The organism is Ruegeria sp. C6 (assembly GCF_056537625.1).
On the sequence record NZ_JBQFRW010000002.1, the window covers coordinates 50,298 to 74,214 of the forward strand.

General features: G+C 58.1%; 23 protein-coding genes and 1 riboswitch. Of the genes, 15 read left to right on the top strand and 8 right to left on the bottom strand.

Annotated features, from left to right (window positions below):
• Nucleotides 1-147 precede the first annotated feature (147 nt).
• On the top strand, nt 148-1,176 hold the full coding sequence (rsgA, locus tag ACR0MJ_RS07820) for a ribosome small subunit-dependent GTPase A (protein ID WP_480760379.1): 1,029 nt from the start codon (nt 148-150) through the stop codon (nt 1,174-1,176).
• Nucleotides 1,177-1,212: 36 nt separating this feature from the next.
• On the opposite strand, the gene ACR0MJ_RS07825 is transcribed toward rsgA, so the two are convergent.
• Nucleotides 1,213-2,070: an alpha/beta fold hydrolase gene (locus ACR0MJ_RS07825; protein WP_170736295.1), complete on the bottom strand. Its 858-nt coding sequence runs from the start codon at nt 2,068-2,070 to the stop codon at nt 1,213-1,215.
• Between the two features lie 121 nt (nt 2,071-2,191).
• Nucleotides 2,192-2,412, top strand: a riboswitch (cobalamin riboswitch).
• Between the two features lie 91 nt (nt 2,413-2,503).
• Between ACR0MJ_RS07825 and ACR0MJ_RS07830 the strand changes: the two genes are divergently transcribed.
• Nucleotides 2,504-2,911 (top strand): hypothetical protein, encoded by a 408-nt coding sequence (locus tag ACR0MJ_RS07830; protein ID WP_170406558.1) that lies wholly within the window; start codon nt 2,504-2,506, stop codon nt 2,909-2,911.
• 4 nt (nt 2,912-2,915) lie between these two features.
• Here the strand turns inward: ACR0MJ_RS07830 and ACR0MJ_RS07835 are convergent, their stop codons facing one another.
• On the bottom strand, nt 2,916-3,416 hold the full coding sequence (locus ACR0MJ_RS07835; RefSeq protein WP_170625808.1) for a phosphatase domain-containing protein: 501 nt from the start codon (nt 3,414-3,416) through the stop codon (nt 2,916-2,918).
• Nucleotides 3,417-3,588: 172 nt separating this feature from the next.
• Here ACR0MJ_RS07835 and ACR0MJ_RS07840 point away from each other — a divergent pair, with 172 nt between their 5' ends.
• From ACR0MJ_RS07840 to ACR0MJ_RS07860, 5 genes are all read left to right on the top strand, one after another.
• Complete coding sequence (locus ACR0MJ_RS07840) at nt 3,589-5,349, top strand: DNA polymerase III subunit gamma/tau (RefSeq protein ID WP_480760383.1); 1,761 nt, start codon at nt 3,589-3,591, stop codon at nt 5,347-5,349.
• Between the two features lie 235 nt (nt 5,350-5,584).
• A complete protein-coding gene (locus ACR0MJ_RS07845; protein WP_170398693.1) occupies nt 5,585-5,929 on the top strand; it encodes a YbaB/EbfC family nucleoid-associated protein in 345 nt (114 codons plus the stop codon).
• A 64-nt stretch (nt 5,930-5,993) separates the two neighbouring features.
• Nucleotides 5,994-6,587 carry a recombination mediator RecR gene (recR, locus tag ACR0MJ_RS07850; protein ID WP_480760385.1) on the top strand — a complete coding sequence of 198 codons (594 nt, stop codon included), beginning with the start codon at nt 5,994-5,996 and terminating at the stop codon, nt 6,585-6,587.
• Between the two features lie 155 nt (nt 6,588-6,742).
• A complete protein-coding gene (locus tag ACR0MJ_RS07855; protein ID WP_480760388.1) occupies nt 6,743-7,111 on the top strand; it encodes a hypothetical protein in 369 nt (122 codons plus the stop codon).
• A gap of 114 nt (nt 7,112-7,225) precedes the next feature.
• Entirely contained in the window at nt 7,226-7,714 is a 489-nt protein-coding gene (locus ACR0MJ_RS07860; protein ID WP_170732496.1) for a hypothetical protein, read from the top strand.
• On the opposite strand, the gene ACR0MJ_RS07865 is transcribed toward ACR0MJ_RS07860, so the two are convergent.
• On the bottom strand, nt 7,711-8,340 hold the full coding sequence (locus ACR0MJ_RS07865; RefSeq protein ID WP_170406570.1) for a ribonuclease T2: 630 nt from the start codon (nt 8,338-8,340) through the stop codon (nt 7,711-7,713). The two genes, ACR0MJ_RS07860 and ACR0MJ_RS07865, sit on opposite strands and share 4 nt — an antisense overlap.
• Nucleotides 8,341-8,470: 130 nt before the next feature.
• On the opposite strand from ACR0MJ_RS07865, the gene ACR0MJ_RS07870 reads away from it, so the two are divergent.
• Together ACR0MJ_RS07870 and ACR0MJ_RS07875 are read left to right on the top strand one after the other, a co-directional pair.
• On the top strand, nt 8,471-9,232 hold the full coding sequence (locus ACR0MJ_RS07870; protein WP_170406573.1) for a DUF1013 domain-containing protein: 762 nt from the start codon (nt 8,471-8,473) through the stop codon (nt 9,230-9,232).
• Between the two features lie 54 nt (nt 9,233-9,286).
• The gene (locus tag ACR0MJ_RS07875; protein WP_170398710.1) at nt 9,287-9,676 is read left to right on the top strand and encodes a hypothetical protein; all 390 of its coding nucleotides are present in this window, start codon (nt 9,287-9,289) and stop codon (nt 9,674-9,676) included.
• Between the two features lie 42 nt (nt 9,677-9,718).
• Here ACR0MJ_RS07875 and ACR0MJ_RS07880 read toward each other — a convergent pair whose 3' ends face one another.
• Together ACR0MJ_RS07880 and ACR0MJ_RS07885 are read right to left on the bottom strand one after the other, a co-directional pair.
• Nucleotides 9,719-10,750 carry a permease gene (locus ACR0MJ_RS07880; protein WP_170406576.1) on the bottom strand — a complete coding sequence of 344 codons (1,032 nt, stop codon included), beginning with the start codon at nt 10,748-10,750 and terminating at the stop codon, nt 9,719-9,721.
• Nucleotides 10,743-11,051, bottom strand: a complete 309-nt coding sequence (locus ACR0MJ_RS07885; protein WP_170398716.1) for an ArsR/SmtB family transcription factor — start codon at nt 11,049-11,051, stop codon at nt 10,743-10,745. The genes ACR0MJ_RS07880 and ACR0MJ_RS07885 overlap by 8 nt, the downstream gene beginning before the upstream one ends.
• Before the next feature lie 146 nt (nt 11,052-11,197).
• Between ACR0MJ_RS07885 and pdxR the strand changes: the two genes are divergently transcribed.
• The 5 genes from pdxR to ACR0MJ_RS07910 all read left to right on the top strand — a co-directional run bounded on the left by pdxR (nt 11,198) and on the right by ACR0MJ_RS07910 (nt 19,272).
• The gene (pdxR, locus tag ACR0MJ_RS07890; protein WP_170398719.1) at nt 11,198-12,658 is read left to right on the top strand and encodes a MocR-like pyridoxine biosynthesis transcription factor PdxR; all 1,461 of its coding nucleotides are present in this window, start codon (nt 11,198-11,200) and stop codon (nt 12,656-12,658) included.
• Nucleotides 12,659-12,782: 124 nt separating this feature from the next.
• Entirely contained in the window at nt 12,783-14,558 is a 1,776-nt protein-coding gene (xsc, locus tag ACR0MJ_RS07895) for a sulfoacetaldehyde acetyltransferase (RefSeq protein WP_170514751.1), read from the top strand.
• 169 nt (nt 14,559-14,727) lie between these two features.
• Nucleotides 14,728-17,544 carry a molybdopterin oxidoreductase family protein gene (locus tag ACR0MJ_RS07900; protein WP_480760391.1) on the top strand — a complete coding sequence of 939 codons (2,817 nt, stop codon included), beginning with the start codon at nt 14,728-14,730 and terminating at the stop codon, nt 17,542-17,544.
• A gap of 91 nt (nt 17,545-17,635) precedes the next feature.
• The gene (locus ACR0MJ_RS07905; RefSeq protein WP_170398728.1) at nt 17,636-18,385 is read left to right on the top strand and encodes a 4Fe-4S dicluster domain-containing protein; all 750 of its coding nucleotides are present in this window, start codon (nt 17,636-17,638) and stop codon (nt 18,383-18,385) included.
• A complete protein-coding gene (locus ACR0MJ_RS07910) occupies nt 18,385-19,272 on the top strand; it encodes a dimethyl sulfoxide reductase anchor subunit family protein (protein WP_480760393.1) in 888 nt (295 codons plus the stop codon). Before ACR0MJ_RS07905 ends, ACR0MJ_RS07910 begins: the two co-directional genes overlap by 1 nt.
• Nucleotides 19,273-19,405: 133 nt before the next feature.
• Here the strand turns inward: ACR0MJ_RS07910 and dapA are convergent, their stop codons facing one another.
• Nucleotides 19,406-20,278, bottom strand: a complete 873-nt coding sequence (gene dapA, locus ACR0MJ_RS07915; RefSeq protein ID WP_480760396.1) for a 4-hydroxy-tetrahydrodipicolinate synthase — start codon at nt 20,276-20,278, stop codon at nt 19,406-19,408.
• A 123-nt stretch (nt 20,279-20,401) separates the two neighbouring features.
• Between dapA and ACR0MJ_RS07920 the strand changes: the two genes are divergently transcribed.
• Nucleotides 20,402-22,375: a lytic transglycosylase domain-containing protein gene (locus ACR0MJ_RS07920; RefSeq protein WP_170508849.1), complete on the top strand. Its 1,974-nt coding sequence runs from the start codon at nt 20,402-20,404 to the stop codon at nt 22,373-22,375.
• On the opposite strand, the gene ACR0MJ_RS07925 is transcribed toward ACR0MJ_RS07920, so the two are convergent.
• Together ACR0MJ_RS07925 and mnmC2 are read right to left on the bottom strand one after the other, a co-directional pair.
• Complete coding sequence (locus ACR0MJ_RS07925) at nt 22,340-23,218, bottom strand: DMT family transporter (RefSeq protein WP_480760399.1); 879 nt, start codon at nt 23,216-23,218, stop codon at nt 22,340-22,342. The two genes, ACR0MJ_RS07920 and ACR0MJ_RS07925, sit on opposite strands and share 36 nt — an antisense overlap.
• Entirely contained in the window at nt 23,215-23,880 is a 666-nt protein-coding gene (gene mnmC2, locus ACR0MJ_RS07930) for a tRNA (5-methylaminomethyl-2-thiouridine)(34)-methyltransferase MnmC2 (RefSeq protein WP_480760401.1), read from the bottom strand. The genes ACR0MJ_RS07925 and mnmC2 overlap by 4 nt, the downstream gene beginning before the upstream one ends.
• Nucleotides 23,881-23,917 lie beyond the last annotated feature (37 nt).

The window sequence follows — 23,917 nt, forward strand, 5'->3', positions numbered from 1 at the left end:
CCGCAGGAGGGCGTTTATGATTGTAGCAAAAACCCTTCGGGCAGACCGGTTCTGATCCTTTCCGATCAACTGATTGCCTGAACACGTCGCCGGCGGATGCGCGATTGCCATTCGACGGGATTGCTGTTTCTGATCACAGGCAGACCAATGTTACTTTCCTTATCGGACCTCGGATGGTCCTCTCATTTCGCGGCTCAGCATACGGCTGATCCGTCTCTTCTTCCGTATCGCATCTCGGCCGTACACCGGGATCGACTGATCGGGCTGAGCCCTGAAGGTGAATCGCCTTTGTTATCTCCGGATCAATCAACCGGTGCATATGCCGTCGGAGATTGGGTTCTGGTGGATGAAAACAAACGAATACGCCGTATGCTGGACCGGCGAAGCCTGCTTCAACGCCGAGCGGCAGGTACCGGAGCTGCAGCGCAGTTGATCGCTGCAAATGTAGACGTGCTGTTCATCGTCAGTTCCTGCAACGCCGATTTTAATCTGCCACGATTGGAGCGGTATCTTGCGCTGGCGCATCAGGCAGGCTGCTATCCGGTGGTCGTTCTGACCAAATCGGACATGTGCGATGATCCGAGCCTTTATGTAGATCAAGCCCAATCGCTCGCCCCGTTTCTGACGGTACTTGCGGTCAACGCGCTGGATCACGGCGATCTCGAACAAGTTCTGTCGTGGTGTCCGAAAGGACAAACCAGCGCCTTGCTTGGATCATCCGGCGTTGGGAAAACGACGCTCGCCAACGGGATGACGGGGCAGGATCAGGCCACCGCAGGTATTCGCGAAGACGATGCGCGCGGCAGGCACACAACAACTGCACGCGCCTTGCATCGCATGCGCAATGGCGGCTGGCTGATCGATACGCCCGGCATGCGCGCGTTGCGTCTGCTGGATGCGCAGGAGGGGTTGGATGAGGTATTTTCGGACATCTCAGACCTCAGCCTGGATTGCCGCTTCTCGGATTGTCAGCACGAGTCTGAGCCCGGATGTGCGGTGCAGGCGGCAATCGACGCTGGTACGCTTGATCCCGCGCGGCTGGACCGCTGGCGCAAGCTGCGGCGCGAAGACCAACACAATTCCGCTTCGGTGGCGCAGGCCCGCGCCCGTGACAAGGCTTTCGGCAAGATGGTGCGCAGCGTGATGCACGAGAAAAAATCCCGTAAAGGGCTATAACGAAGCTGGGCACCGACCTACCGGTGCCCAGCGCTATCAGGCGATCAGCCTAGGCCAGACTGCCGCATTCCGTCTTGCGAATGCACCGATATGGCCGATCTTGGACACTCCGAATTCGCTTGGTGCAAGCAGATGGCGCCCGGCTTTGGGTCCATAGAGATCGGCAAGACGCCAGACAGCATCCGGCGGCACCATTTCATCATCTGCGAAGGTAAACAGATCGACACGTTTGCCCAAGTCTTTCCAGCGGGCGGCGGGCAGTGTCGTGCCGATCTCTGGCACATAGCTTTTGGGGGCGGTGCACCATTTGCGCCATTGCCAATAGACTTGGGCAGGCAGGTCCGATCCAAACCCGACCAACCGCCCGGGCAGGTAGCCAAGCGCCTTGACCACCAGCGGCGCGTGACCATACCAAAACAACGCCGCCAAAGCGCGATAAGGCCAAGGGTGATCCGCCAGCGTTACCAGACCCGAACAGACACAGATCATCCTGTCAATCTGATCGATATCGGGTTGGATCGGGCCAAACATTCCGCCCAAGGAATGACCGATGCTCCATAGCTTGGCCTGCGGAAACCGTCGGCGCATCTCGGCCCGGGCGGCTGGAATGTCGATCAACGCCCAATCGGCCATGGTGACATTTGACCGCTTTTGCGAACCCACCAAAGAGTGACCAAAATCCCGGTAGTCATAGGTCAGGCAGGCCATGCCCTGTTCTTCGGCAAGCCATCGGGCGAAGTACTGATAGTAATCCCTCGGCACCCCAGTCGCACCGTTTATGACGACCACCTTTTCGGGGTCGGCAACCGGACGGTAAAGCCGCGCCGACAACATTGCCGGGTCGGACGGGATCTGAAAATCCTCGGTCACAACCGCCAGCTGCGTGTCCAACATGGTGCCCTCCAATACCGACTGAACTGATCAGTTCACCCGAAGCGCCTCAAGTCAAGGTTGACGTGGCTGGACCGTACGTCACTTGCCTGACGCAATCTTCTTGACTCGGGCACGGCGCAGCCGCTAGCCATGGCGCGATGGTTCTCGCGCCCAATCGGGCCGGGATGAAAAGGGAACACGGTGCGGTTCTGCCCGGATAAATCCGGAAAGAACCTAGTCCGAGACTGCCCCCGCAACTGTAAGCGGAGAGCAATGCCGAGATACCACTGGCCTTGAAGGCTGGGAAGGTCGGCAAAGCGATGACCCGCAAGTCAGGAGACCTGCCATCGGATGTAGAACCGAAACTCGGGCGGGGTGTCCGGGACGGGTTTGATCGTGCTCCGCAACGACCAACCTGTGCCACGCCCTCGCCTTGCGCGCGGAGGGCGCATTGATGATCTGGAAGACCAAAACACACGAATTCACGGCGACCGTGTGCCAACGTACTGGCGCACCCTGCCCCGCATTGGCGCAGATGGCGCGGGCTCTGACGCAGGCCATGTCGTCTGCACAGCCGATCACAAAACCTGAGTTCGAAATTGAAGGCAGCATAGACCTGTCGCACTGCCCAGAGGGGTGTACCGCCCGCTTTCGCGCCCAATGTGATCAGATCCGCGTATTCTGCGGCGCCGATCCTGAAACTGCGATCGACCGGCTTGATGACTACGCTGACATGATGTTCGGGACCGAGTTCAGCAGCCTGCCCTCTGACCTGCTGAGGAACCATCCGTGCGCCATGCTTGAGGCTTCGCTTCTGGTACCACATACCGGTGGCGAAATCTCGCCACATGTTGGTGTCTAGGCCGTCAAACGGCTTGAACACGGGCCGGTTCAACGGCCCAAAGCATCTGGGCATTTGTCTCGACTGCGCAAGGACGCACCGTACGCAATCGCTTCAATGCCGCCTCAGGCCGTTCACCGCATTCAACCATCAGACGCAGAACCACCATCCCGGATCGGCCACAGCCACCACGGCAATGCACTAGCACACGGCCACCACCTGACAACGCCTGACGGGCAGTCGCGCCAACGCGGGGCCAGCGCTCCACAATCTCCTTGGGTGGCGTGCCAAAATCTTCGATCGGCAAATGCACCCATCTGCTGGCACGCCCCTGAATATCAGCGCCAAAATTCCGCGCACCATCCTGAATCATCTCGACCTCAGTGGTCATCGAGATCACAAGTCCCGGCTTCCAGTCTGCGATAAGATCAAGGTCTTCTGTATACGTTCCTCCACGCCCAGGCATTGAGGACAAGGCCAACGTACCTCCGCCAACCTGCAACGCATAAACCACCAGTTGCGACATAATCTCCCCCCAAACAAACTTCACCCAACAACATACTGGTCCAGTAAATAGAATAGAGTGGATTTTAGCCGCATACCCACGCATTCCAAAATGAAAATCGTCCCGGCTGGCTGTGGACGCGGGCGGCGGGGGCCTCTACGCTGCGGCGTAACGCGAATCCGACAGAGCAGACATGACCGAGACGCCCAGCCCCGCCTACCAGGTTCTTGCCCGCAAATACCGCCCCGAAACCTTTGCCGATCTGGTCGGTCAAGACGCCATGGTGCGCACTCTGAAAAACGCCTTCGAGGCGGACCGGATCGCGCAGGCCTTCATCATGACCGGCATCCGCGGTACCGGCAAGACGACGACCGCTCGGATCATAGCCAAGGGTATGAACTGCATCGGTCCCGATGGCAGCGGCGGCCCTACCACCGAACCCTGCGGTCAATGTGAACACTGCGTAGCCATCATGGAGGGCCGCCATGTCGACGTGATGGAGATGGACGCCGCCAGCCGCACCGGTGTCAATGACATCCGCGAGATCATCGACAGCGTACGCTATCGCGCTGCATCCGCGCGCTACAAGATCTATATAATCGACGAGGTTCACATGCTGTCGACCAGCGCTTTTAACGCGCTGCTCAAGACGCTGGAAGAACCCCCCGAACACGTGAAGTTCATCTTTGCCACCACCGAGATTCGCAAGGTCCCGGTGACCGTCCTGTCCCGTTGCCAGCGCTTTGATCTGCGCCGGATCGAGCCGGAGGATATGATCGGACTGCTGCGCAAAATTGCAGGTGCCGAGGGGGCACAGATTGCCGAGGATGCGTTATCGTTGATCACCCGGGCCGCCGAGGGATCGGCGCGGGATGCGACCTCGCTGCTTGATCAGGCGATCTCGCACGGGGCCGGTGAAACCAGCGCGGATCAGGTGCGCGCGATGCTGGGGCTGGCCGATCGGGGCCGGGTGCTGGATCTGATGGATATGATCCTGCGCGGCGATGCTGCAGGCGCGTTGACCGAGCTGAGCGGGCAATATGCCGAAGGGGCTGATCCACTCGCCGTCTTACGCGATCTGGCTGAAATCACGCATTGGGTTTCGGTGGTCAAGATCACCCCGGATGCCGCCGAAGATCCCACCGTTTCCCCCGACGAACGCGCCCGAGGTCAACAAATGGCCGAGGCTCTGCCCATGCGAGTCCTTACACGCATGTGGCAAATGCTGCTGAAAGCGCTCGAGGAAGTTTCCGCCGCACCCAACGCAATGATGGCTGCGGAAATGGCCGTGATCCGCCTGACCCATGTGGCCGACTTGCCTAGCCCGGAGGAGCTGATCAAGCGTCTGCAAGATACGCCTCCGCCGCCCAATGGTGGCCCCGGCAGGGGAATCGGTGCGCCGGGACATGCTCCTGCCGCGCCACAGGCTGTGGCCCGATCGGCCTATGCCGCATCGGGAATCGGCGGCAACGCAGGCGGGCCAACAGCTGCGCTGGCCCAAGATGTGCAGGCAGCGCTGGCACGCTATCCAACATTTGAACATGTGGTCGAACTGATCCGAGCCAACCGGGACGTGAAGTTGTTGGTCGAGGTCGAAAACGGCGTGCGTCTGGTATCCTACCAACCGGGTAGGATCGAGTTTGCCCCAACCGACAACGCCCCGACCGACCTGTCACAACGATTGGGCGCGTCGCTGCAGCGTTGGACAGGCAACCGGTGGGCCGTTTCTATTGTCGCTGAGGGCAACGCACCGACCATTGCCGAGGTACGGGACGCTGCAGACTTGGCCCTGAAAGCCGAGGCTGAACAGCATCCTCTGGTGCAAGCAGTGCTGACTCATTTCCCGAAAGCGCGGATCAAGAGCATCGAAACCGCAGAACAACGCGCCGCTCAAGTCGAAACCGAAGCCCTGCCCGAGGTCGAAGACGAATGGGACCCGTTTGAAGAGGACTGACTTTCGAGCATAAGCGCACCTCAACCAAATGCTCCCGCACCCGCCACGGGCCATCGGCTGGCACCGATACCCCTGAGCGGCTTTGGGCCCGGCAGCGCGCCTTGCGCGCTGCCGGGCCCAACGGGAGGAAAGGTCTTGCCAAAGACCTTGACGACGGGCGGGAGTATCCTGACCTCTTGTGCCGCACGGTTACGCTTCGTATCTAGGCCACAAATCGAGTGACAGGAGATTACCGATGCTAAAAGGTTTAGGCGGCCTGGGTGACATGGCCAAGATGATGAAATCCGCGCAGGATCTGCAGACCAAGATGACTGACATGCAGGAAGAGCTGAACACCATCATGGTTGTCGGCGAATCCGGTGCCGGGCTGGTCAAGGCCACCGCGACCGCCAAGGGCGAGTTGAAAGGTCTGGATATCGACCCGTCGATCTTTAACGGTGACGATAAGGAAGTGGTCGAAGACCTCATCCTCGCCGCGATCAAGGACGCCCAAACCAAGGCGCAGGAACGTTCACAGGCAGAAATGGCCAAGCTGACCGAAAGCATGGGCCTGCCCGCAGACATCAAGCTGCCGTTCTGATACACCCTCCTGACGGATCTATGGCCGGGGCGTGTTTCTCTGGCCCAATTGCGAGGGTCTCACGGTGAGTTCGAACAGTGACATCGACAATCTGATCGACCTGATGGCCAAGCTGCCCGGTCTCGGCCCCCGCTCGGCCCGCCGCGCAGTCCTGCACCTGATCCGTAAACGCGCCCTGCTGCTAACGCCGCTTTCTGACGCCATGCAGCAGGTAGCCGTAACTGCCCGTGAATGCCTGAACTGCGGCAATGTGGGCACCACTGATATCTGCGACATCTGTAACAACGAGGCTCGCGCAACCGGAGAGCTGTGCGTGGTCGAGGACGTCGCCGACCTTTGGGCGATGGAGCGTGCCGGGGTCTTCAAGGGTCGCTATCACGTTCTGGGCGGCACTTTGTCGGCTTTGGACGGGGTCGGCCCGGATGAATTGCGTATCCCCCGGTTGAAGGACCGGGTTGTGGCCGAGAGTATCACCGAGATCATCCTCGCCCTGAACGCCACCGTCGATGGCCAGACCACTGCCCACTACATCGCTGATCAGTTGGAGGGGCAGGTTCGTCTGACATCCCTGGCGCAAGGTGTACCGATTGGGGGCGAGTTGGACTATCTGGATGATGGGACGATTACGGCAGCGCTTAGGGCGAGGAAGGAATTATAGTCTTTTTCGCTTCAAAGATGAAATTTGTAACAACTAAGATGCAGAAACTCAAACCAGCAGTGCGTTCGCAGATCTTGGCACTAGGTGCTGTAGTGTTTAGCTGTCTCGCAAGCGCGGCGAGTCCAGAACATCTTAGACTAGCTGTGATCTCAAACATGGACGATCAGACACTTGATGCGTTTTACAATAGAATTGCCGCAGAAAACCCGGTCGTCGACCCCTTTGCTCGTCCAAGTGGAATCGATGATACAGACATACTTGTCATTCTGTTAGAAAACTGGGCGGACATTGAAATTCTTCCAAATGGTGGTCCCCTGGACCCATTATTTGCGAATATCGGAAAGAACCGTCCAGATACTGTAAGATTCGAAGCATCGGCCAAGAGGTCTAGTGGCACCGAATTGAGGATTGTTGCGTACGCTCTTGCGAGCACAAACTACAAATCGTTGGCGTGTTACGCTGAAGATATTGCTGCAGTACTCCGCAACAACTTCGACGTTTTAAACTCAGACGACTGCCAGTAGTTTGAAAGCTACTTTGTTTTCAACGATGGGGCGTCATTACACGTTTATCATATTGATTGACCCTACTACGTTAGTAGGCATCAAAATCGCCACATGATGTTGGGAAACCATACTATGAGCCGCCTTCTCGCCCTCACCCTAGCCACCTTCACTGCCACCGCCGCACTGTCCCAAGAACTCATCGACAAAGGTTTTGTCGAAGGCTGGAACATCATGATGGACCCCAATCTTGGCAATGGGTGCCTGATCCAGACGGTGTATCAGGACCTCTCGGTGGTGCGGCTAGGCTATGACGCGTTGGATAATCGCGGGTATTTCACCGTTTACAACAAGGCTTGGGGCGACATTAAACCGGGGGAACAATATCCAATCCGGTTTGAGCTGGACGGCAAGAGCTTTGATGCCACCGCCATCGGGTTCAAGCAGGATCGCGTGCCCGGCGCGACGGTGTTCTTTACGGACCGGAGTTTCGTCACCTCGATTGCGCAGAACAAGACCATGACCGTCTACAATCCAGAAGGTCAGACCGTCATGGCGATTGATCTGAAAGGCACCGCCAAAGCACTGGATTATGCGCGCGACTGCCAGAACAAAAAACTCTAACGAATCGGATCAAACACCGCGTCTTTAGCGGTGCAATCACGGATCACGTCGCGGCCACAGGGCACCGGATCAAGATCGCGGGACAAGCACAGGCGGACCTCTTCGATATAGCCTTGCTTGCAGGTGATGGTGATCATGTCGGGTTCAAGCGTGGGATTGGCCTTGAGAAAGGCCTCTTCCACCACCGAAGCGGGCAGTTTGACCGTCGCGTCCAGCTTGCGGAACACTTCGGGGCGCGCAACTCCTGCATAAGCCTGCCGCGACAGGGCGAAATAGTCGGGTGCACTGAGGCCCGAACAGGTGCCGTGCTTTTTCCATTGATGCCAGGCCAACCCGGATGAGCCCTGAATATCCTCCATTTCCCGCGTCATGCGGCGTGTGGGTGGCGCTTCGGACGTGCGACAGTACGAAGGCCAACCCTGATGGAATTGCGGCCAGAGACCATGCAATATCCATCCGTGATCGTGTCGTGCGTTGCACTGATCCGATCCGCGCGCATCGCCTTCGCGGGCGCACCAATTGGGCGACCAGCTGAGCGACAGGACGTAGTAGTCAAAATCGCCCGCCTTTTCGCCCTCGGCCATCGCAGCCATGGCACTTAGCACCCACAAAATCGCCCAGCGCATTCGCCTCTTCCCTTCTTTAGCTGTCGCGACTATATAGGCCCCAAGTTCCCCGACAACGGAAACCTGCCCCATAGCTTCGGGGCCGCCGAATTCCGGCGACGGGACAGATGTATTTATAGGAGACGGGCTGATGGCAAAACCGCTTATGGCCAAGGCAACCGCCGTATGGCTGGTGGACAACACCACGATCAGCTTCAAGCAGATCGCGGATTTCGTAGGCATGCACGAGCTGGAAGTGCAGGGTATTGCGGATGGTGATGTGGCTGCAGGTGTCAAAGGGTTTGACCCGATTGCCAACAACCAGCTGACTCAGGAAGAAATTGACACCGCGCAAAACAACCCGCTGCACAAGCTGAAGCTGAAATTCAATCCGGCGGCATCAGGCGAAGAGAAACGCCGTGGTCCGCGCTACACCCCGCTGTCCAAGCGTCAGGACCGTCCGAACTCGATCCTGTGGCTGGTCAAGTTCCACCCGGAACTCAGCGACGGCCAGATTGCCAAGCTGGTCGGCACCACCAAGCCGACCATCCAGTCGATCCGCGAGCGGACGCACTGGAACATCTCGAACATGCAGCCGATCGATCCGGTTGCCCTGGGTCTGTGCAAACAATCCGAACTGGATGCCATCGTGCAAAAGGCTGCGGCCAAGAAAGCAGCTGAAGGTGGCGTGATGAGCGATGATGAGCGTCGCAAACTGGTGTCGACCGAACAGTCGCTTGAGATGGATTCAGCGCCCAAGATCCCGACCGCGATCGAAGGTCTCGAGACATTCTCGTTGTCCGAGGACACCAACGAGAAGGAAGAAGAAGAGCCCATCGTCGATGCGGATAGCTTCTTCAACCTGCCCAAGGGTGGTGGTGATGAAGAAGACGAAGACGATCTGCGCCCCTGAGATGCGCATGGTCCCGGCCTCGAATAGCCGGGACCCGATTTTTTGGGTGATTTGATGCTAAAGGTTCTATCCTTATTCTTCGACGCGCATCGTGCCGTTTCAATCTATGTGTTCCTGAAATCCTGGTGGTTGGCCATTACAGGTGCCGTAGTGATGATTGCAATAGTCGCTGGCTTGCTATTGCTGAATGACGACGGCAAGCACGAGCACGAGGCGTTTCTCACCGTCGCGGTTTTGTCGGCGACACCGATCAATGGCGATCTCAAGAACGGGGTCATTGCTTCGGTGCGCTTGCCGGATGGCTCGGCAGCATCAATCACCTCGACCGAAGGGCCGATTGCTCAGACAGTTGGAACCCAAGCCTGTATCGAGAAACGGGTTTTCGTTGAAAGTGGAGAGCCAAGGTATCGGTTCAAACTGCCACGATATTGCGAAGCTAGCTAGAAAAGGAAAACCGCCCGGTGGCTCAACCGAGCGGTTTTTTGTTCAGATCATCTGAAACAGGATGCCTGCTACGATAGCGCCGCTGATGCCCAATCCCAGATAGGTGGCAAAGACGCGCGGTTTCACCAGTGACCACACGGCCGCCATCGCAGGTATCGAACTGACGGCGCCGGCCACCATGAACGACATCGCAGCACCCGCACTCATACCCTGCTCCATCAGACCCGCAAGAAGCGGTGGTGCGACGTAAGAGTTCAGATAGGCAGGCATTCCGACCAAGGCTGCGATGACGATTGGTACAACACCCTCACCACCAACAACGCGGGCGATCAGGTCTGCCGGAACATAGCTGACCAGCAATGCTTCGAGCACGTAGGCAAATGCCAGCCATTTGAGCAAGAACAGACCGTTATGAACGAACTCAACCCGAAAGCGCGTCCGACGGTCAGGGTCTTGCCAGAACTTCCAGACGGGTTTGTCATCTTGCTTTGGTCCGCAACCGCAGCAACCAGCGGGTTTGTATTCACGCAACGGCTGCGCAAAGGCACCTCCCTGCATCAGGGTGCGCACGGCAAACCCGCCGAACAAACCCAACGCGACAGCGGCAACCGCTTTACCAATTGCAAACGGCCAACCCAGCGCACCCGCAGTAATCAGCAACGTCGGGGGGTCGATCAACGGTGAACTGAGCCAGAATGCCATCACGGCCGACAATGGCGCACCCAGAGCCAGCAAGCCTGCGATGAATGGGATCACTTCGCAGGAACAAAATGGGGCCAGCCCGCCAAACAACGCGGCCAGAAAGATCATCCGTGTCTCGCGACCCTCAAATGCACGGGCGACCATCACTTCGGCCCCGGTTGCCTTCAGGTATGATAGCAGCAGAACAGCAAACAGGATGTACTGGCCCGTATGCGCAAGCGCTTTGGCTGCAAAACTCACGACCTCGGTCCAGTTGCCCGGATCAAGAATGGCCACCAGCGCCAGTATGACCACGATCAGAGCCCAGGGCGTTTTGATCAGGTCGATCAGGTTTCTGGCAAGTGGCTTGGGGTTTTGGGTCAGTTCAGCCATCGTTTGCGGCCTTTCCGATTTCGTCTGCGCAGCATTCACTTAGGATGAACTGCGCCAGGTTTCTCAATTCGTCAAAGCACGCGCGGTTGATCGTGCTACGCCCGATCTTCTCTTGCTCAACTACTCCGCCAGCAGCCAGAAACCGCAGATGATGCGCCAGAGTCGAGGGCGCGATTCCTGTCCTCGTTTGAATTTCTCCAACGGTCAGGCCTGCTTCCCCAGCACGAACCAAGGTCTTAAGAACCTTCAATCGGGCTTCCGAGCCCATGGCAGAGAAACCTGCGGCAGCTTCTTCCCACATCTTTTATCTCCATTAAACTAGATTTATGGTTATTTAGTTTAATTCGTATCCTGCGTCAACCACACGTGTGCGTAAAACTCTCCACATGGTTCGCAGGGCCATAAGTCCAGATTGCCACCGCCTTAGGTCCAACCTATAACGATGCAATGGGTATTTCGGTCGACACATTCTTTTTGGAACGCAATGGGCAAGGCACCTTACAGGCGCAGCTGCAACAGCTGATTGCCGAAGGCATTCTGTCAGGACGCTTCCACGTCGGGGAAAAGCTGCCCTCGTCCCGTAAACTTGCTGCCCATTTGGGTGTCAGCCGGATTACGGTCACGCTTGCCTATACTGAACTGCTGGCCAATGATTACCTGACCGCCAAAGGCCGGTCGGGATACTATGTTTCAGAAAATGCGCCAGTGCCGCCGACCTACACGCCAGTGCGGCGCGACACCGAAGTGGTTGACTGGGATCAGGCGTTTGCCCGCCGTTTCTCGGGCGGTGATGTGCTGACAAAACCCAGCAACTGGCGTGACTACCGCTATCCCTTCATTTATGGCCAAGTCGACAGAAAGCTGTTCGATCATGCAAACTGGCGTCTCTGCGCAGTTCGGGCGTTGGGACATAAGGACTTTGATTCTTTGACCGGAGACTATGTCGATCAGGATGACCCGCTGCTGCTTGAATTCATCGCCCGGCATACTCTTCCCCGCCGCGGAATTGTAGCCCGGCCCGAAGAAATCTTGATCACCCTGGGCGCTCAGAACGCCCTTTGGCTGGCGTCTCGTATATTGCTGAACCGGAACCGTAGGGCAGCGATCGAGGACCCCTGCTATTACGCCCTGCGCGATCTTCTGATTCACTCGGAATGCAAACTGTCTTATCTGAAGGTCGACCGGGACGGGTTGCCCCCGGAAACGATCCCAGATGATACCGACGTCATATTCACCACCCCCAGCCACCAGAGCCCGACAACCGCGACCATGCCGGTGGACCGCCGACATGCACTGCTGCGTCGTGCCCGCGAATTGGATGCCATGATCGTCGAGGATGACTATGAATTTGAAATGTCATTTCTCGGGGCCCCGTCACCGGCGCTCAGGTCAATGGATCGCGATGGGCGGGTGATCTACGTGGGCAGCTTTTCCAAGTCGCTGTTTCCGGGGCTTCGATTGGGCTACATGGTCGGGTCCGAACCCTTTATCCGTGAAGCGCGCGCCCTGCGATCTCTGGTCTTGCGTCACCCTCCTGGCCACATGCAGCGAACTGCAGCCTACTTCCTATCGCTCGGCCACTATGATGCTCAGATCCGGCGCATGTCTAAAACGCTGCAACGCCGTCGCGAAGCGATTGAGGAGGCGATTGGACAATATGGTCTGACTGTTGCTGGGCGCGGGATGCTGGGTGGATCATCGATCTGGATGCAAGCGCCGCTGCATGTAGACACCAGCAAACTGGCCCGAGACCTGCAGCGCCAAAGCGTCCATATCGAACCGGGTGAGGCATTTTTTTCAAGCCAGAACAGGCCAAAGAACTTTTATCGGCTGGGCTACTCTTCAATCTCGTCGGATCGTATCGAACCGGGAATCCAACAGATTGCTGAAGCGATCCGGCGTTCTTAAGCACTCTGGACTTAAACCGCTACCGGTTCTGGCCCTAACGCCACAGACACCCGTACGCCAAAACCGATCAGAAAACTGGGTGCAAAACCCCCGTTCCATCCTTCTATGATCGGAGATTACGCAGATGAAGATGACCACCGAAGAAGCCTTTGTAAAAACCCTGCAGATGCATGGCATCGAACATGCGTTCGGTATCATCGGCTCGGCCATGATGCCGATCTCCGACATCTTTGGCAAAGCAGGCATCACTTTCTGGGATTGTGCCCACGAAGGGTCCGGCGGCATGATGGCCGACGGCTATACCCGCGCAACCGGCAAGATGTCGATGATGATCGCCCAGAACGGCCCCGGCATCACCAACTTTGTGACCGCCGTCAAAACTGCCTATTGGAACCACACTCCGCTGCTGCTGGTCACTCCGCAGGCCGCAAACAAGACCATGGGTCAAGGTGGTTTCCAGGAAATGGAGCAGATGCGCATGTTCGCAGACTGCGTTTGCTACCAGGAAGAGGTGCGTGACCCCAGCCGTATGGCAGAGGTTCTGAGCCGGGTGATCATGAACGCCAAGCGCGCCTCGGCACCTGCGCAGATCAACGTTCCGCGCGACTTCTTCACTCAGGTGATCGACATCGAGCTGCCTGCTGTTGTTGAGTTTGAACTGCCTTCGGGTGGTGCAACGGCCGTGTCCGAAGCTGCAGCTCTGCTGTCGAACGCAAAGAACCCCGTTATCCTGAACGGTGCAGGCACCGTTCTGTCGAAAGGCGGCATCGAAGCGTCGAAAGCACTGGCCGAGCGTCTGGACGCTCCGGTCTGCGTTGGCTACCAGCACAATGACGCTTTCCCCGGCTCGCACCCACTGTTCGCTGGCCCACTGGGCTACAACGGCTCAAAAGCCGGTATGCAGCTGATCAAGGAAGCAGACGTTGTTCTATGCCTCGGCACCCGCCTGAACCCCTTCTCGACCCTGCCGGGTTACGGAATGGAGTACTGGCCTGCAGATGCAAAGATCATTCAGGTCGACATCAACCCCGACCGCATCGGCCTGACCAAGAAGGTCTCGGTTGGTATCGTGGGCGATGCGGCGACCGTTGCCACCAGCATCCTGAACCAACTGTCCGACACAGCCGGTGACGAAGGCCGCGACGCGCGCAAGGCTAAGATCGCCGAAACCAAATCGCGTTGGGCGCAAGAGCTGACCTCGATGGACCACGAGCAGGACGATCCGGGCACCACGTGGAACGAACGCGCGCGCGCTGCCAAGCCGGACTGGCTGAGCCCGCGCAAAGCATGGCGCGCGATCCAGTCCGCGCTGCCGAAAGAGGCGATCATCTCGTCCGACATCGGCAACAACTGCGCCATCGGCAACGCCTATCCTTCGTTTGAAGAAGGCCGCAAGTATCTGGCCCCCGGCCTGTTCGGCCCCTGTGGCTATGGCCTGCCTTCGGTCATTGGCGCGAAGATCGGCTGCCCGGATGTACCAGTTGTCGGCTTCTCTGGCGACGGTGCCTTTGGCATTGCAGTCACTGAACTGACCGCCATCGGTCGCGAAGAATGGCCAGCCATCACTCAGGTTGTGTTCCGCAACTACCAGTGGGGTGCGGAAAAGCGCAACTCGACCCTGTGGTTCGATGACAACTTCGTCGGCACCGAGTTGGACACAAAAGTGTCCTATGCCGGCATCGCCAACGCCTGTGGCCTGAAAGGCGTCATCGCACGCACTCAGGATGAGCTGACTGCGGCGCTGAGCCAGGCGATCGAGGATCAGAAGAACGGCATCACCACCCTGATCGAAGCAATGATCAACCAGGAACTGGGTGAACCCTTCCGTCGCGACGCGATGAAGAAGCCGGTTGAGGTTGCAGGTATCGACGCAAGCGACATGCGTCTGCAGCAGGTTTGATTGCTGTCAAAAACATAAGTCGGACCGGGTTCAACCGGTCCCCTTAAAAAAAGCAGAGGAAGGGGGTGCCTGCACTCTCTTCCTCTATATGGTTGAGCCCGGTGTGCTTACGCTCCAGTGTGTTCAACACGTACAGGTACCAAGGCGATCCGCCACAGGGAGAGACAGCGTGAATCAACAACCGAACCTCAACCTATCCCCACCCGTGTCAGACGAGATCCGCCGGACTACATGCTACATGTGTGCCTGCCGCTGCGGTATCAACGTGCACATGAAGGATGGGAAGGTCGCCTATATCGAAGGCAATCGGGATCATCCGGTAAACAAGGGCGTTCTCTGCGCCAAAGGCAGCGCGGGGATTATGCAGGTGAACGCCCCGTCGCGCCTACGCGCACCGCTCAAACGCGTCGGCCCGCGTGGGTCTGGCGAGTTCGAAGAGATCAGTTGGGACGAGGCGCTCGAGATCGCTGTCGGTTGGCTAAAACCGATCCGCGAAGACAACCCTGAGAAACTGGCCTTTTTCACCGGCCGTGATCAGAGCCAGAGCTTCACCAGTTTCTGGGCACAGAATTTCGGCACCTGTAACTATGCGGCCCATGGCGGGTTCTGTTCGGTCAACATGGCAGCCGGTGGCATCTACACGATGGGCGGTGCATTCTGGGAGTTCGGTCAGCCCGACTGGGATCACACCAAGCTGTTCATGCTGTTCGGCGTTGCAGAAGACCACGACAGCAACCCGATTAAAATGGGCATCGGCAAGATCAAGGCGCGCGGTGCCCGGGTGATTGGGGTAAATCCGATCCGCTCGGGCTATAACGCCGTGGCAGATGATTGGGTCGGCATCACCCCCGGTACCGATGGCCTGTTCATCTTGTCGATGATCCATGTGCTGATGAAGGCAGGCAAAATCGATCTGGATTACCTAAGTCGCTACACCAACGCGCCGGTCCTGATCAACGCATCCGACGGTCCGGAAAAGGGTCTGTTCCTGAAAGACGATGACGGCAAGCCATTGGTCATCGACCGCAATACCGGCAAGCTGACTGCTTTCGACACCCCCGGCGTCCGCCCTGATCTATCAGCGACCTACGAAAAGGACGGTGTCACCCACCGCCCCGTCTTCCACCACATGGCAGAACGGTATCTGGCGGATGAATACGCCCCCGAGGCAATCGCAGAAAAATGCGGCGTACCAGCGACCCGCATTCGCGCGATTGCTGGCGAGTTGGCCCGTGTGGCCTTTGATGAAGCGTTCGAACTGGACCATGAATGGACCGATTTCCGGGGCGAGAAACACTCGAAGATGATTGGTCGCCCCGTCGCGATGCACTCGATGCGCGGCGTTTCGGCCCACGCGAACGGTTTCCAGACCTGCCGCGCCCTGCATGTGTTGCAGATCCTGCTTGGAACGGTCGAAGTCCCCGGCGGCTTCCGCTTCAAGCCGCCCTACCCCAAGCCAGTTGAGGCGCATCCGACTCCGCATTGTAAGGTGACTCCGAATACACCTCTGGACGGGCCGCATCTGGGGTTTGTTCGCGGCCCCGAGCATCTGGCGCTTAAAGAAGACGGCAGCCCGGCGCGGATCGACAAAGCGTTTACATGGGAAAACCCGATGTCCAGCCACGGGCTGATGCATATGGTGATCTCGAACGCACATGCGGGCGATCCCTACAAGATCGACACGTTGTTCATGTACATGGCGAACATGTCCTGGAACTCGACCATGAACACCAAGGGTGTCATGGAGATGCTGACGGACAAGGATGAGAACGGCGACTACGTGATCCCGCATATCATCTATTCCGATGCTTATTCCTCGGAAATGGTGGCCTATGCCGACCTTATCCTGCCCGACACAACTTATCTGGAACGACACGACTGTATCTCGCTGCTGGACCGCCCGATCTGCGAGGCCGAGGCAGCGGCAGACGCGATCCGTTGGCCGGTGATTGAACCCGACCGCGACGTACGCGGCTTCCAGTCGGTGCTGATTGATCTGGCCAATCGCATGGATCTGCCCGGCTTTACCAACGATGATGGCAGCGCCAAGTGGACGGATTACGCCGACTATATCGTCAACCACGAACGTAAGCCGGGCATTGGACCGCTTGCCGGTTTCCGGGGCGAAAACGGCGACAAGGAAGGTCGTGGCGAGGTTAACCCCAACCAATTGAACCAATACATCGAGAATGGTGGCTTCTATGTCGCGCATATTCCCGAAGGTGCGGATTACTACAAACCTTGGAACACTGCCTATCAAGACTGGGCTGTGGGCATGGGTATCTATGACAGCCCACAGCCCTATCTATTCCAGCTCTATTCCGAGCCGATGCGTAAATTCCAACTGGCCGCCGAAGGCTACGGGGAACGCCAGCCCCCAGATCACCTGCGCGCGCATATCCAAGATACAATGGACCCCCTGCCCATTTGGTACGAAACCGATCAGACCAGCAATGAAGGTTTCACCGTCAACGCTCTGACCCAGCGGCCAATGGCGATGTATCATAGTTGGGGCACACAAAACGCCTGGTTGCGTCAGCTGCATGGGCGCAACCCGCTATACGTCCCGACCAAGCTGATGCGTGAACACGGGCTGCAAGACGGCGATTGGGCCAAAGTCAGCTCTCCACATGGCGAGATCACGGTACCCGTCATGGAGATGGCTGCGCTGAACAACAATACCGTGTGGACTTGGAATGCCATCGGAAAGCGCAAAGGGGCCTGGGCCTTGCAGAAAGACGCCCCCGAGGCCACCAAGGGTTTCCTGCTCAACCACCTGATCCACGAACTGCTGCCCCCCAAAGGTGACGGCCTGCGCTGGGCAAACTCTGATCCGATCACCGGTCAGGCCGCCTGGTTCGATCTGAAGGTAAAAATCGAAAAGGCCGCCGCTCCAAGCGATGCTGAAAGCCAGCCAGAATTCGCTCCAATCAAATCGCCGGTCGGGCAGGGGCCAAAGGATTTGGCCTGGAAGGTGGGCAAATGACCCGATCCGTTCTTCATCTGGCTATAAATATCTCGGGGTCTGGGGCAGAGCCCCAGCCCGCCCTGACCACAATCGCAGAGGCAAGGCCGTCATGACCCAGCTCCCCCAATCAACCGAACGCAAGATGGGTCTGGTCATTGATCTGGACACCTGCGTTGGCTGCCATGCCTGCGTCATTTCATGCAAAGGCTGGAACACCGAAAACTACGGCGCGCCACTGTCGGATCAGGATGCTTATGGTGCTGACCCTTCAGGTACCTTCCTGAACCGGGTGCACTCTTACGAGGTGCAACCCGCCGAAGGGCATGCCCAATTGATCCACTTCCCAAAATCCTGCCTGCATTGTGAAGACGCACCCTGCGTGACCGTCTGCCCCACCGGTGCCAGCTACAAGCGGGTCGAGGACGGAATCGTTCTGGTCAACGAAAATGACTGCATCGGCTGCGGCCTGTGCGCGTGGTCCTGCCCCTATGGCGCACGCGAACTGGATCAGGCCGAAGGCGTTATGAAGAAATGCACGCTTTGCGTCGATCGGATTTACAACGAGAACCTACCCGAGGTGGATCGTGTGCCCTCTTGTGTGCGCACCTGCCCGGCAGGTGCCCGACACTTTGGCGATCTCGGCGACCCTGGCAGTGATGTCAGCAAGCTGGTCGTCGAACGTGGCGGCATGGACCTGATGCCTGAACAGGGCACCAAACCCGTCAACAAGTACCTGCCGCCCCGACCCAAGGACAAAATTGAGGAGCAGATTGACATCCTAGCCCCTCTGCTGGCCCCGGTCGCCGAAGAACCCAAGGGTTTCCTCGGCTGGCTCGACAAGACCCTGGAGAAGCTCTGATGCACCCGGCACCTTCCGTTATCATCTTTACCACCCTGTCCGGTCTCGGATTTGGACTCTTGTTCTTCCTGGGGCTCGGCATACCTAACGTCTCGGGCTGGGTCGCGTTTGTGTTTTTCGCAATTGCCTATGGCTTGTCCGTCGGCGGTTTGCTCGCGTCGACCTTCCACCTCGGCCACCCAGAGCGCGCCTGGAAAGCCTTCACACAGTGGCGCTCAAGCTGGCTCAGCCGCGAGGGCTGGTGCGCGGTCATCGCGCTGCTCGTCATGGGGCTCTATGCAATTGGTGCGGTCTTTCTAGGCCAACGCTGGGGTGTGCTGGGCTGGATCGGGGCGGCATTCTCGCTGGCCACGGTCTTCACCACATCGATGATCTACACGCAGCTCAAGACCATCCCTCGCTGGAACATGAACCTGACACCGGCCATGTTCTTGTCGTTCAGCCTTGCAGGCGGTGCTTTGTTGGCCGGAGCGGAAGCGCTTGCCCCTTGGTTGCTGGCTATTGCCGGCGCTGTACAGCTTGCCTATTGGGCCAAGGGCGACGATGCGTTGTCCCGATCGGGAACCACGCTGGCAACCGCGACAGGGCTTGGTGAGCGAGGCGCTGTCCGCGCATTCGAACCACCTCATACAGGTACAAACTATCTGCTGCGTGAGTTTGTGCATGTGGTCGGTCGGAAGCATGCGCAGAAACTACGGATGATATCTTTTGGTCTGGCTTTTGTGCTGCCTTTACTGCTGCTTCTGATCCCCTTTGGCGGCGTTCTGATCAAGCATGTCTTTGCGCTTGTGGCGGTGTTGTCGCATGTCACCGGCGTTGCTGTTTCACGCTGGTTGTTCTTCGCGCAAGCAGAGCATGTGGTTGGGTTGTACTACGGCAAGCGTTGATGGGGGCTCTGCCCCCGTCGCGGCAAGCCGCGCCTCCCCCGAGGTATTTCTAGCCAGATGAAATTTGGATCCCGAATTAAAAAAGGGCGGCGCTCGATCTTCGAGGCCGCCCTTACGAGTCCGTATATTGATTTCAGGTTAATCCAGCATGCGCCATTGCTGCTTCGATAGCGGCTTTGGTGCTGTCTTCCAGCTCGGTCAGAGGCGAGCGCACTTCGGTGCCACACAGGCCAAGTTTGCTGAGCGCGTATTTTGCGCCAACCAGACCGGGCTCGATGAAGATCGCTTCGTGCAGGGGCATCAGGCGGTCCTGATACTCCAGCGCCATTTCGTAGTCGCCATTCAGCGTTGCCTGCTGGAATTCAGCACAGAGCTTCGGAGCCACGTTTGCGGTGACCGAGATGCAGCCCACTCCGCCATGAGCATTGAAGCCCAGTGCAGTCGCGTCTTCCCCGGATAGCTGGCAGAAATCCGCACCACAGCTTGCACGCTGCTGGCTGACGCGTGCCAGATCTCCGGTCGCGTCCTTGACTCCGATGATGCGCGGCAGTTTCGCCAGCTCACCCATCGTTGCAGGATTCATGTCGATGACCGAACGACCCGGGATATTGTAGATGATGATCGGGATATCGGCACTGTCATGCAGAGTTTGGAAATGCGCCAGCAGCCCCTTCTGGGTCGGCTTGTTGTAATAGGGGGTTACGACCAGCGCCGCATCCGCACCGATTTTTTGCGCAAACTGAACAAACCGAATTGCCTCGACAGTATTGTTGGAGCCCGCGCCTGCGATGACAGGCACGCGGCCTGCTACAGCCTTCACCACTTCGGCGATAACCGTTTCATGTTCTTCATGGCTGAGGGTCGGGCTTTCGCCGGTCGTACCAACCGGAACCAGACCGGTCGAACCTTGCTGTATTTGCCATTCCACCAGGTGTTTGAGCGTTTCCAGGTCCAACGCGCCGTTGCTGAACGGGGTGACCAGGGCTGGCATTGAGCCTTTAAACATGGAACGCTCCTTAGGTGTTTTTTGCGCACCGGTCTGTCACGATTAAGGGTTTGTGAGTTGATCCCGGCGGCGCAAGGTTTATCCTGCATGGCTGTATCCTTGGTTTGTTGGGGAATGCAAGGGATGAGACGTATTCTGTCGCTTGGAATAGCGATGATTCTGGCGCTGATGCTACAGCCGCATGCCACTCGTGCGGATGCGACGCAGGATTTGCGCGCGGGACTCTATGAGATGCGCAAGGGCGATTGGAATGCCGCGCTGCGCGTGGCAGGCCAGCGTGGATCGGTGGCGCGGGACATTATTGTCTGGCATTGGCTACGCGAAGGTTTTGGCAGCTCGGGCGATGTACTGGTGTTTCTTGAGCGGCGCCCGGATTGGCCCGGTTTGGCCTGGCTGCGCCGTAAAAGCGAGCCATCATTCACCGGGGCCGATCCGAATCGAGTTCTGAAATTCTACGAAGGGTTGCCTCCGCAAACAGCAGAAGGTGCTTTGAATTATGCCGTGGCCTTGAAAAGCCAAGGCCGCAATGGTGAAGCAGAAGCCGACGTCGTAACCGCGTGGCGAACTATGCCGATGGGGTCGGGCCTACAAAAGGATTATCTTGAGAACTTCGGGAAGCTTCTGAGACCACATCACGAGGCCAGGTTGGATCGGATGTTGTGGGATGGGCATCTTGTCAGCGCCGGGCGGATGCTGCCCCTGGTCAACTCTGATCAGCGCAAACTGGCCGAGGCGCGCATTGCCCTGCAAAAGCGCGAAAACGGAGTGGACGGCAAAGTCGCCGCAGTGCCGGAATCACTGGCCAAAGACCCTGGCCTGGCATTTGATCGTTTCGTGTGGCGGGATCGCAAAGAACTGGACGACAGCGCCATTGATCTGATGTTGGCACGCTCGACCGGACCAAAATCGCTGGGTGAACCCGACAAATGGGCGGAAGGGCGACGCAGACTGGCACGTCTTGAGATGCGCACGGGAGATGCCGAACGCGCCTATGCGATTGCCGCCAATCACCACATGACCCCCGAAATGGGCTATGGCTATGCTGATTTGGAGTGGCTCTCGGGATTTCTGGCGCTGCGCAAGCTGAATGATCCGGCCACGGCGGTGCGGCATTTCCAGAATTTCTCGGAGGCGGTGCAATCGCCGATTTCGAAGGGTCGCGGTGGATATTGGCTGGGCCGCGCCTATGCGGCGCAGGGGGATGCTGACAAGGCGCACGAGGCTTATGCCGAAGGCGCGAACTATCAGACCTCGTTCTACGGGTTGCTGGCGGCGGAACAAATCGGCCGTCCGTTTGACAGCGAATTGGCCAACCCACGCCGCGCGCCGCATTGGAAACAAGCCGCATTCGCTGACTCAAGCGTGTTGGAGGCTGGATTGCTGTTGCAGCGCGCAGGAGAGGGAAACCTTTCAGAACGGTTTCTGACCCATTTGGTGGAAGGTCTCGATCAAACCCAAGCCGCTCAGCTGGGGGACCTGGTGATCGAACTGAACGAACCGCATCTGGCCGTCATGATCGCCAAGCGCGCGGCAACAACCGGTGTTGTTTTGCCTGCCGCTTATTACCCAGTGCACCCGGTCGCAGATATGGGACTTCCCATGGCGAAGGAAATGACGCTGGCAATTGCCCGACGCGAAAGTGAGTTCGATCCGGTAGTCATCAGTGGCGCAGGCGCGCGCGGTTTGATGCAGGTCATGCCCGCTACCGCCAAACTTGTGGCTCAGGATTTGGGTATTCTGGGTGGCCATAAAACCGCGCGCCTAACCTCGGACTGGCAATATAACGCAAAGTTGGGGGCGAATTATCTTGCAACGCTTGCAGAGGACTTCAACGGCAATGTCGTGATGATGGCCGCTGGATATAACGCGGGGCCAAGACGGCCGATTTCGTGGATGGAACGCTATGGCGACCCACGCCGGGGCCAGGTGGACGTGATCGACTGGATTGAGACCATCCCTTTCAAGGAGACGCGCAACTATGTCATGCGTGTCGCCGAAAGCCTGCCGGTCTATCGCGCTCGGCTTGGGCAGCCAGCTTTACCAGTGCCATTCTCAAAGGAACTAACCGGTTCGACCCTTTCGTCGTTCGCGCCATAAGGTGAACAGGCCCGCCGCGATCACCAAAGCTGCGCCCAGAACAACCTCGGGGCGCAGGGTCTCGTGGAAGATCGTGATGCCGAGAATTGCGCTCCACATCAGATGGAAATAGGCAAAGGGTTGCACGGCGCTGGCCTCGGCCATTTCGTAGCACTTAATCAATAGCCAGTGTCCCAGAGCACCTGCGATGCAAAGCAACCCCATCCAAAACCAATCGCTGCTGGCCATCGGTTCCCAAAACCAGACACCAACAGCAGTCATTGCGACTGCACCAGCCACCCCAGTCCAGAAAAAACTGGTCGCAGTACTGTCCCGCCGAGCCGCATACCGTGTCAGCAGGCCATAAATCGCGAACATAAACGCCGAGATCAGCGGGATCACAGCCCAAGGGTTGAACACACCGGCACCGGGCTGCAGGATGACCAACACCCCGATGCAGCCGACCCCGATGGCGGCCCAGCGACGCCAGCCGACTCTCTCACCCAGAACCGGGCCGCTGAGGGCAGCGATCAGCAGCGGATAGCTGATGAAAACGGCCTGGCTTTCAATCAAGCCCAGAATGGTAAAGCTGAAAACGGCGACACAAATTTCTGCGGCCAGTAACACACCCCGGAATATCTGGAGTCCCAACTGGCTGGTTTGCGCCGCCGCCCGCAAACCTCCGCTGGATCTCGCAGCCAGAGCAATCACGAATGCGGCAAAGAACCAGTACCGGATCATCACCACCATATACGTATTGTAGGTACCGGCCAGATGGCGCGAAATCCCATCCTGCAAAGCAAACACGATCGTCGCGCTGACCATAAGCGCTATACCGGCGTTGACGTTGTTCTTCTGGCTCATTGCTTCACCGCCCGGGTCATGTGCCGTTTACGGCCAAAGCCGGGGCTGCGGGTAACATCAAAACCTGCGTCGGATAGGCCCCGACGCACGAAACCCGCGGCAGTATAGGTTGCCGCTGTACCGCCTTGAATCGTGTGCTCCGCCACCTGCTGCATCAGTTCAGCCCCCCACAGCTCGGGGTTTTTTGCGGGTGAGAAGCCATCCAGAAACCACGCATCTGCCTCACCTGCCCATGTGGGCAAGGTCTGGCGCGCGTCTCCGACCATGACCTCAAGATGCAACGTGTCCAGCACGCATTTCTGCCCATTCCATGTTTCCAATAAGCGATCGGCCCACGGTGCCACCTCGGGAAAGGCCGCCAAAGCACGCGACATATCGTCAGGCGCCATCGGAAAGGCCTCGAAGCTGGTGAACCATAAAGGTGTAGTCTGCCCTGCTGCTTCCCACGCCGACCACGCGGTCAACAGATTCAGGCCGGTGCCAAAGCCTAGTTCAGCGATGTGAAACCCCGGTACAAAGCGCGTTGGCAGATCGTTGCCTGCCAGAAACACATGCCGCGTTTCCTCTAACCCGTTCTGCAACGAGTAATAGGGGTCATCGAACCGATCCGAGACCGGGATCTGGTCTTCCGTCCAAGTAAGTTCGGCACGCTGGTCTGCCATCGGGGAATCCTGTAGCTAAGCGGCGCGACACTGAACA

Excerpts from the sequence above, each read along its gene's own strand:
- rsgA (WP_480760379.1), top strand. The coding sequence starts at position 148 with ATGTTACTTTCCTTATCGGACCTCGGATGGTCCTCTCATTTCGCGGCT.
- ACR0MJ_RS07825 (WP_170736295.1), bottom strand. The coding sequence starts at position 2,070 with ATGTTGGACACGCAGCTGGCGGTTGTGACCGAGGATTTTCAGATCCCG.
- ACR0MJ_RS07830 (WP_170406558.1), top strand. The coding sequence starts at position 2,504 with ATGATCTGGAAGACCAAAACACACGAATTCACGGCGACCGTGTGCCAA.
- ACR0MJ_RS07835 (WP_170625808.1), bottom strand. The coding sequence starts at position 3,416 with ATGTCGCAACTGGTGGTTTATGCGTTGCAGGTTGGCGGAGGTACGTTG.
- ACR0MJ_RS07840 (WP_480760383.1), top strand. The coding sequence starts at position 3,589 with ATGACCGAGACGCCCAGCCCCGCCTACCAGGTTCTTGCCCGCAAATAC.
- ACR0MJ_RS07845 (WP_170398693.1), top strand. The coding sequence starts at position 5,585 with ATGCTAAAAGGTTTAGGCGGCCTGGGTGACATGGCCAAGATGATGAAA.
- ACR0MJ_RS07855 (WP_480760388.1), top strand. The coding sequence starts at position 6,743 with ATGGACGATCAGACACTTGATGCGTTTTACAATAGAATTGCCGCAGAA.
- ACR0MJ_RS07860 (WP_170732496.1), top strand. The coding sequence starts at position 7,226 with ATGAGCCGCCTTCTCGCCCTCACCCTAGCCACCTTCACTGCCACCGCC.
- ACR0MJ_RS07865 (WP_170406570.1), bottom strand. The coding sequence starts at position 8,340 with ATGCGCTGGGCGATTTTGTGGGTGCTAAGTGCCATGGCTGCGATGGCC.
- ACR0MJ_RS07870 (WP_170406573.1), top strand. The coding sequence starts at position 8,471 with ATGGCAAAACCGCTTATGGCCAAGGCAACCGCCGTATGGCTGGTGGAC.
- ACR0MJ_RS07875 (WP_170398710.1), top strand. The coding sequence starts at position 9,287 with ATGCTAAAGGTTCTATCCTTATTCTTCGACGCGCATCGTGCCGTTTCA.
- ACR0MJ_RS07880 (WP_170406576.1), bottom strand. The coding sequence starts at position 10,750 with ATGGCTGAACTGACCCAAAACCCCAAGCCACTTGCCAGAAACCTGATC.
- ACR0MJ_RS07885 (WP_170398716.1), bottom strand. The coding sequence starts at position 11,051 with ATGTGGGAAGAAGCTGCCGCAGGTTTCTCTGCCATGGGCTCGGAAGCC.
- pdxR (WP_170398719.1), top strand. The coding sequence starts at position 11,198 with ATGGGTATTTCGGTCGACACATTCTTTTTGGAACGCAATGGGCAAGGC.
- xsc (WP_170514751.1), top strand. The coding sequence starts at position 12,783 with ATGAAGATGACCACCGAAGAAGCCTTTGTAAAAACCCTGCAGATGCAT.
- ACR0MJ_RS07905 (WP_170398728.1), top strand. The coding sequence starts at position 17,636 with ATGACCCAGCTCCCCCAATCAACCGAACGCAAGATGGGTCTGGTCATT.
- ACR0MJ_RS07910 (WP_480760393.1), top strand. The coding sequence starts at position 18,385 with ATGCACCCGGCACCTTCCGTTATCATCTTTACCACCCTGTCCGGTCTC.
- dapA (WP_480760396.1), bottom strand. The coding sequence starts at position 20,278 with ATGTTTAAAGGCTCAATGCCAGCCCTGGTCACCCCGTTCAGCAACGGC.
- ACR0MJ_RS07920 (WP_170508849.1), top strand. The coding sequence starts at position 20,402 with ATGAGACGTATTCTGTCGCTTGGAATAGCGATGATTCTGGCGCTGATG.
- ACR0MJ_RS07925 (WP_480760399.1), bottom strand. The coding sequence starts at position 23,218 with ATGAGCCAGAAGAACAACGTCAACGCCGGTATAGCGCTTATGGTCAGC.
- mnmC2 (WP_480760401.1), bottom strand. The coding sequence starts at position 23,880 with ATGGCAGACCAGCGTGCCGAACTTACTTGGACGGAAGACCAGATCCCG.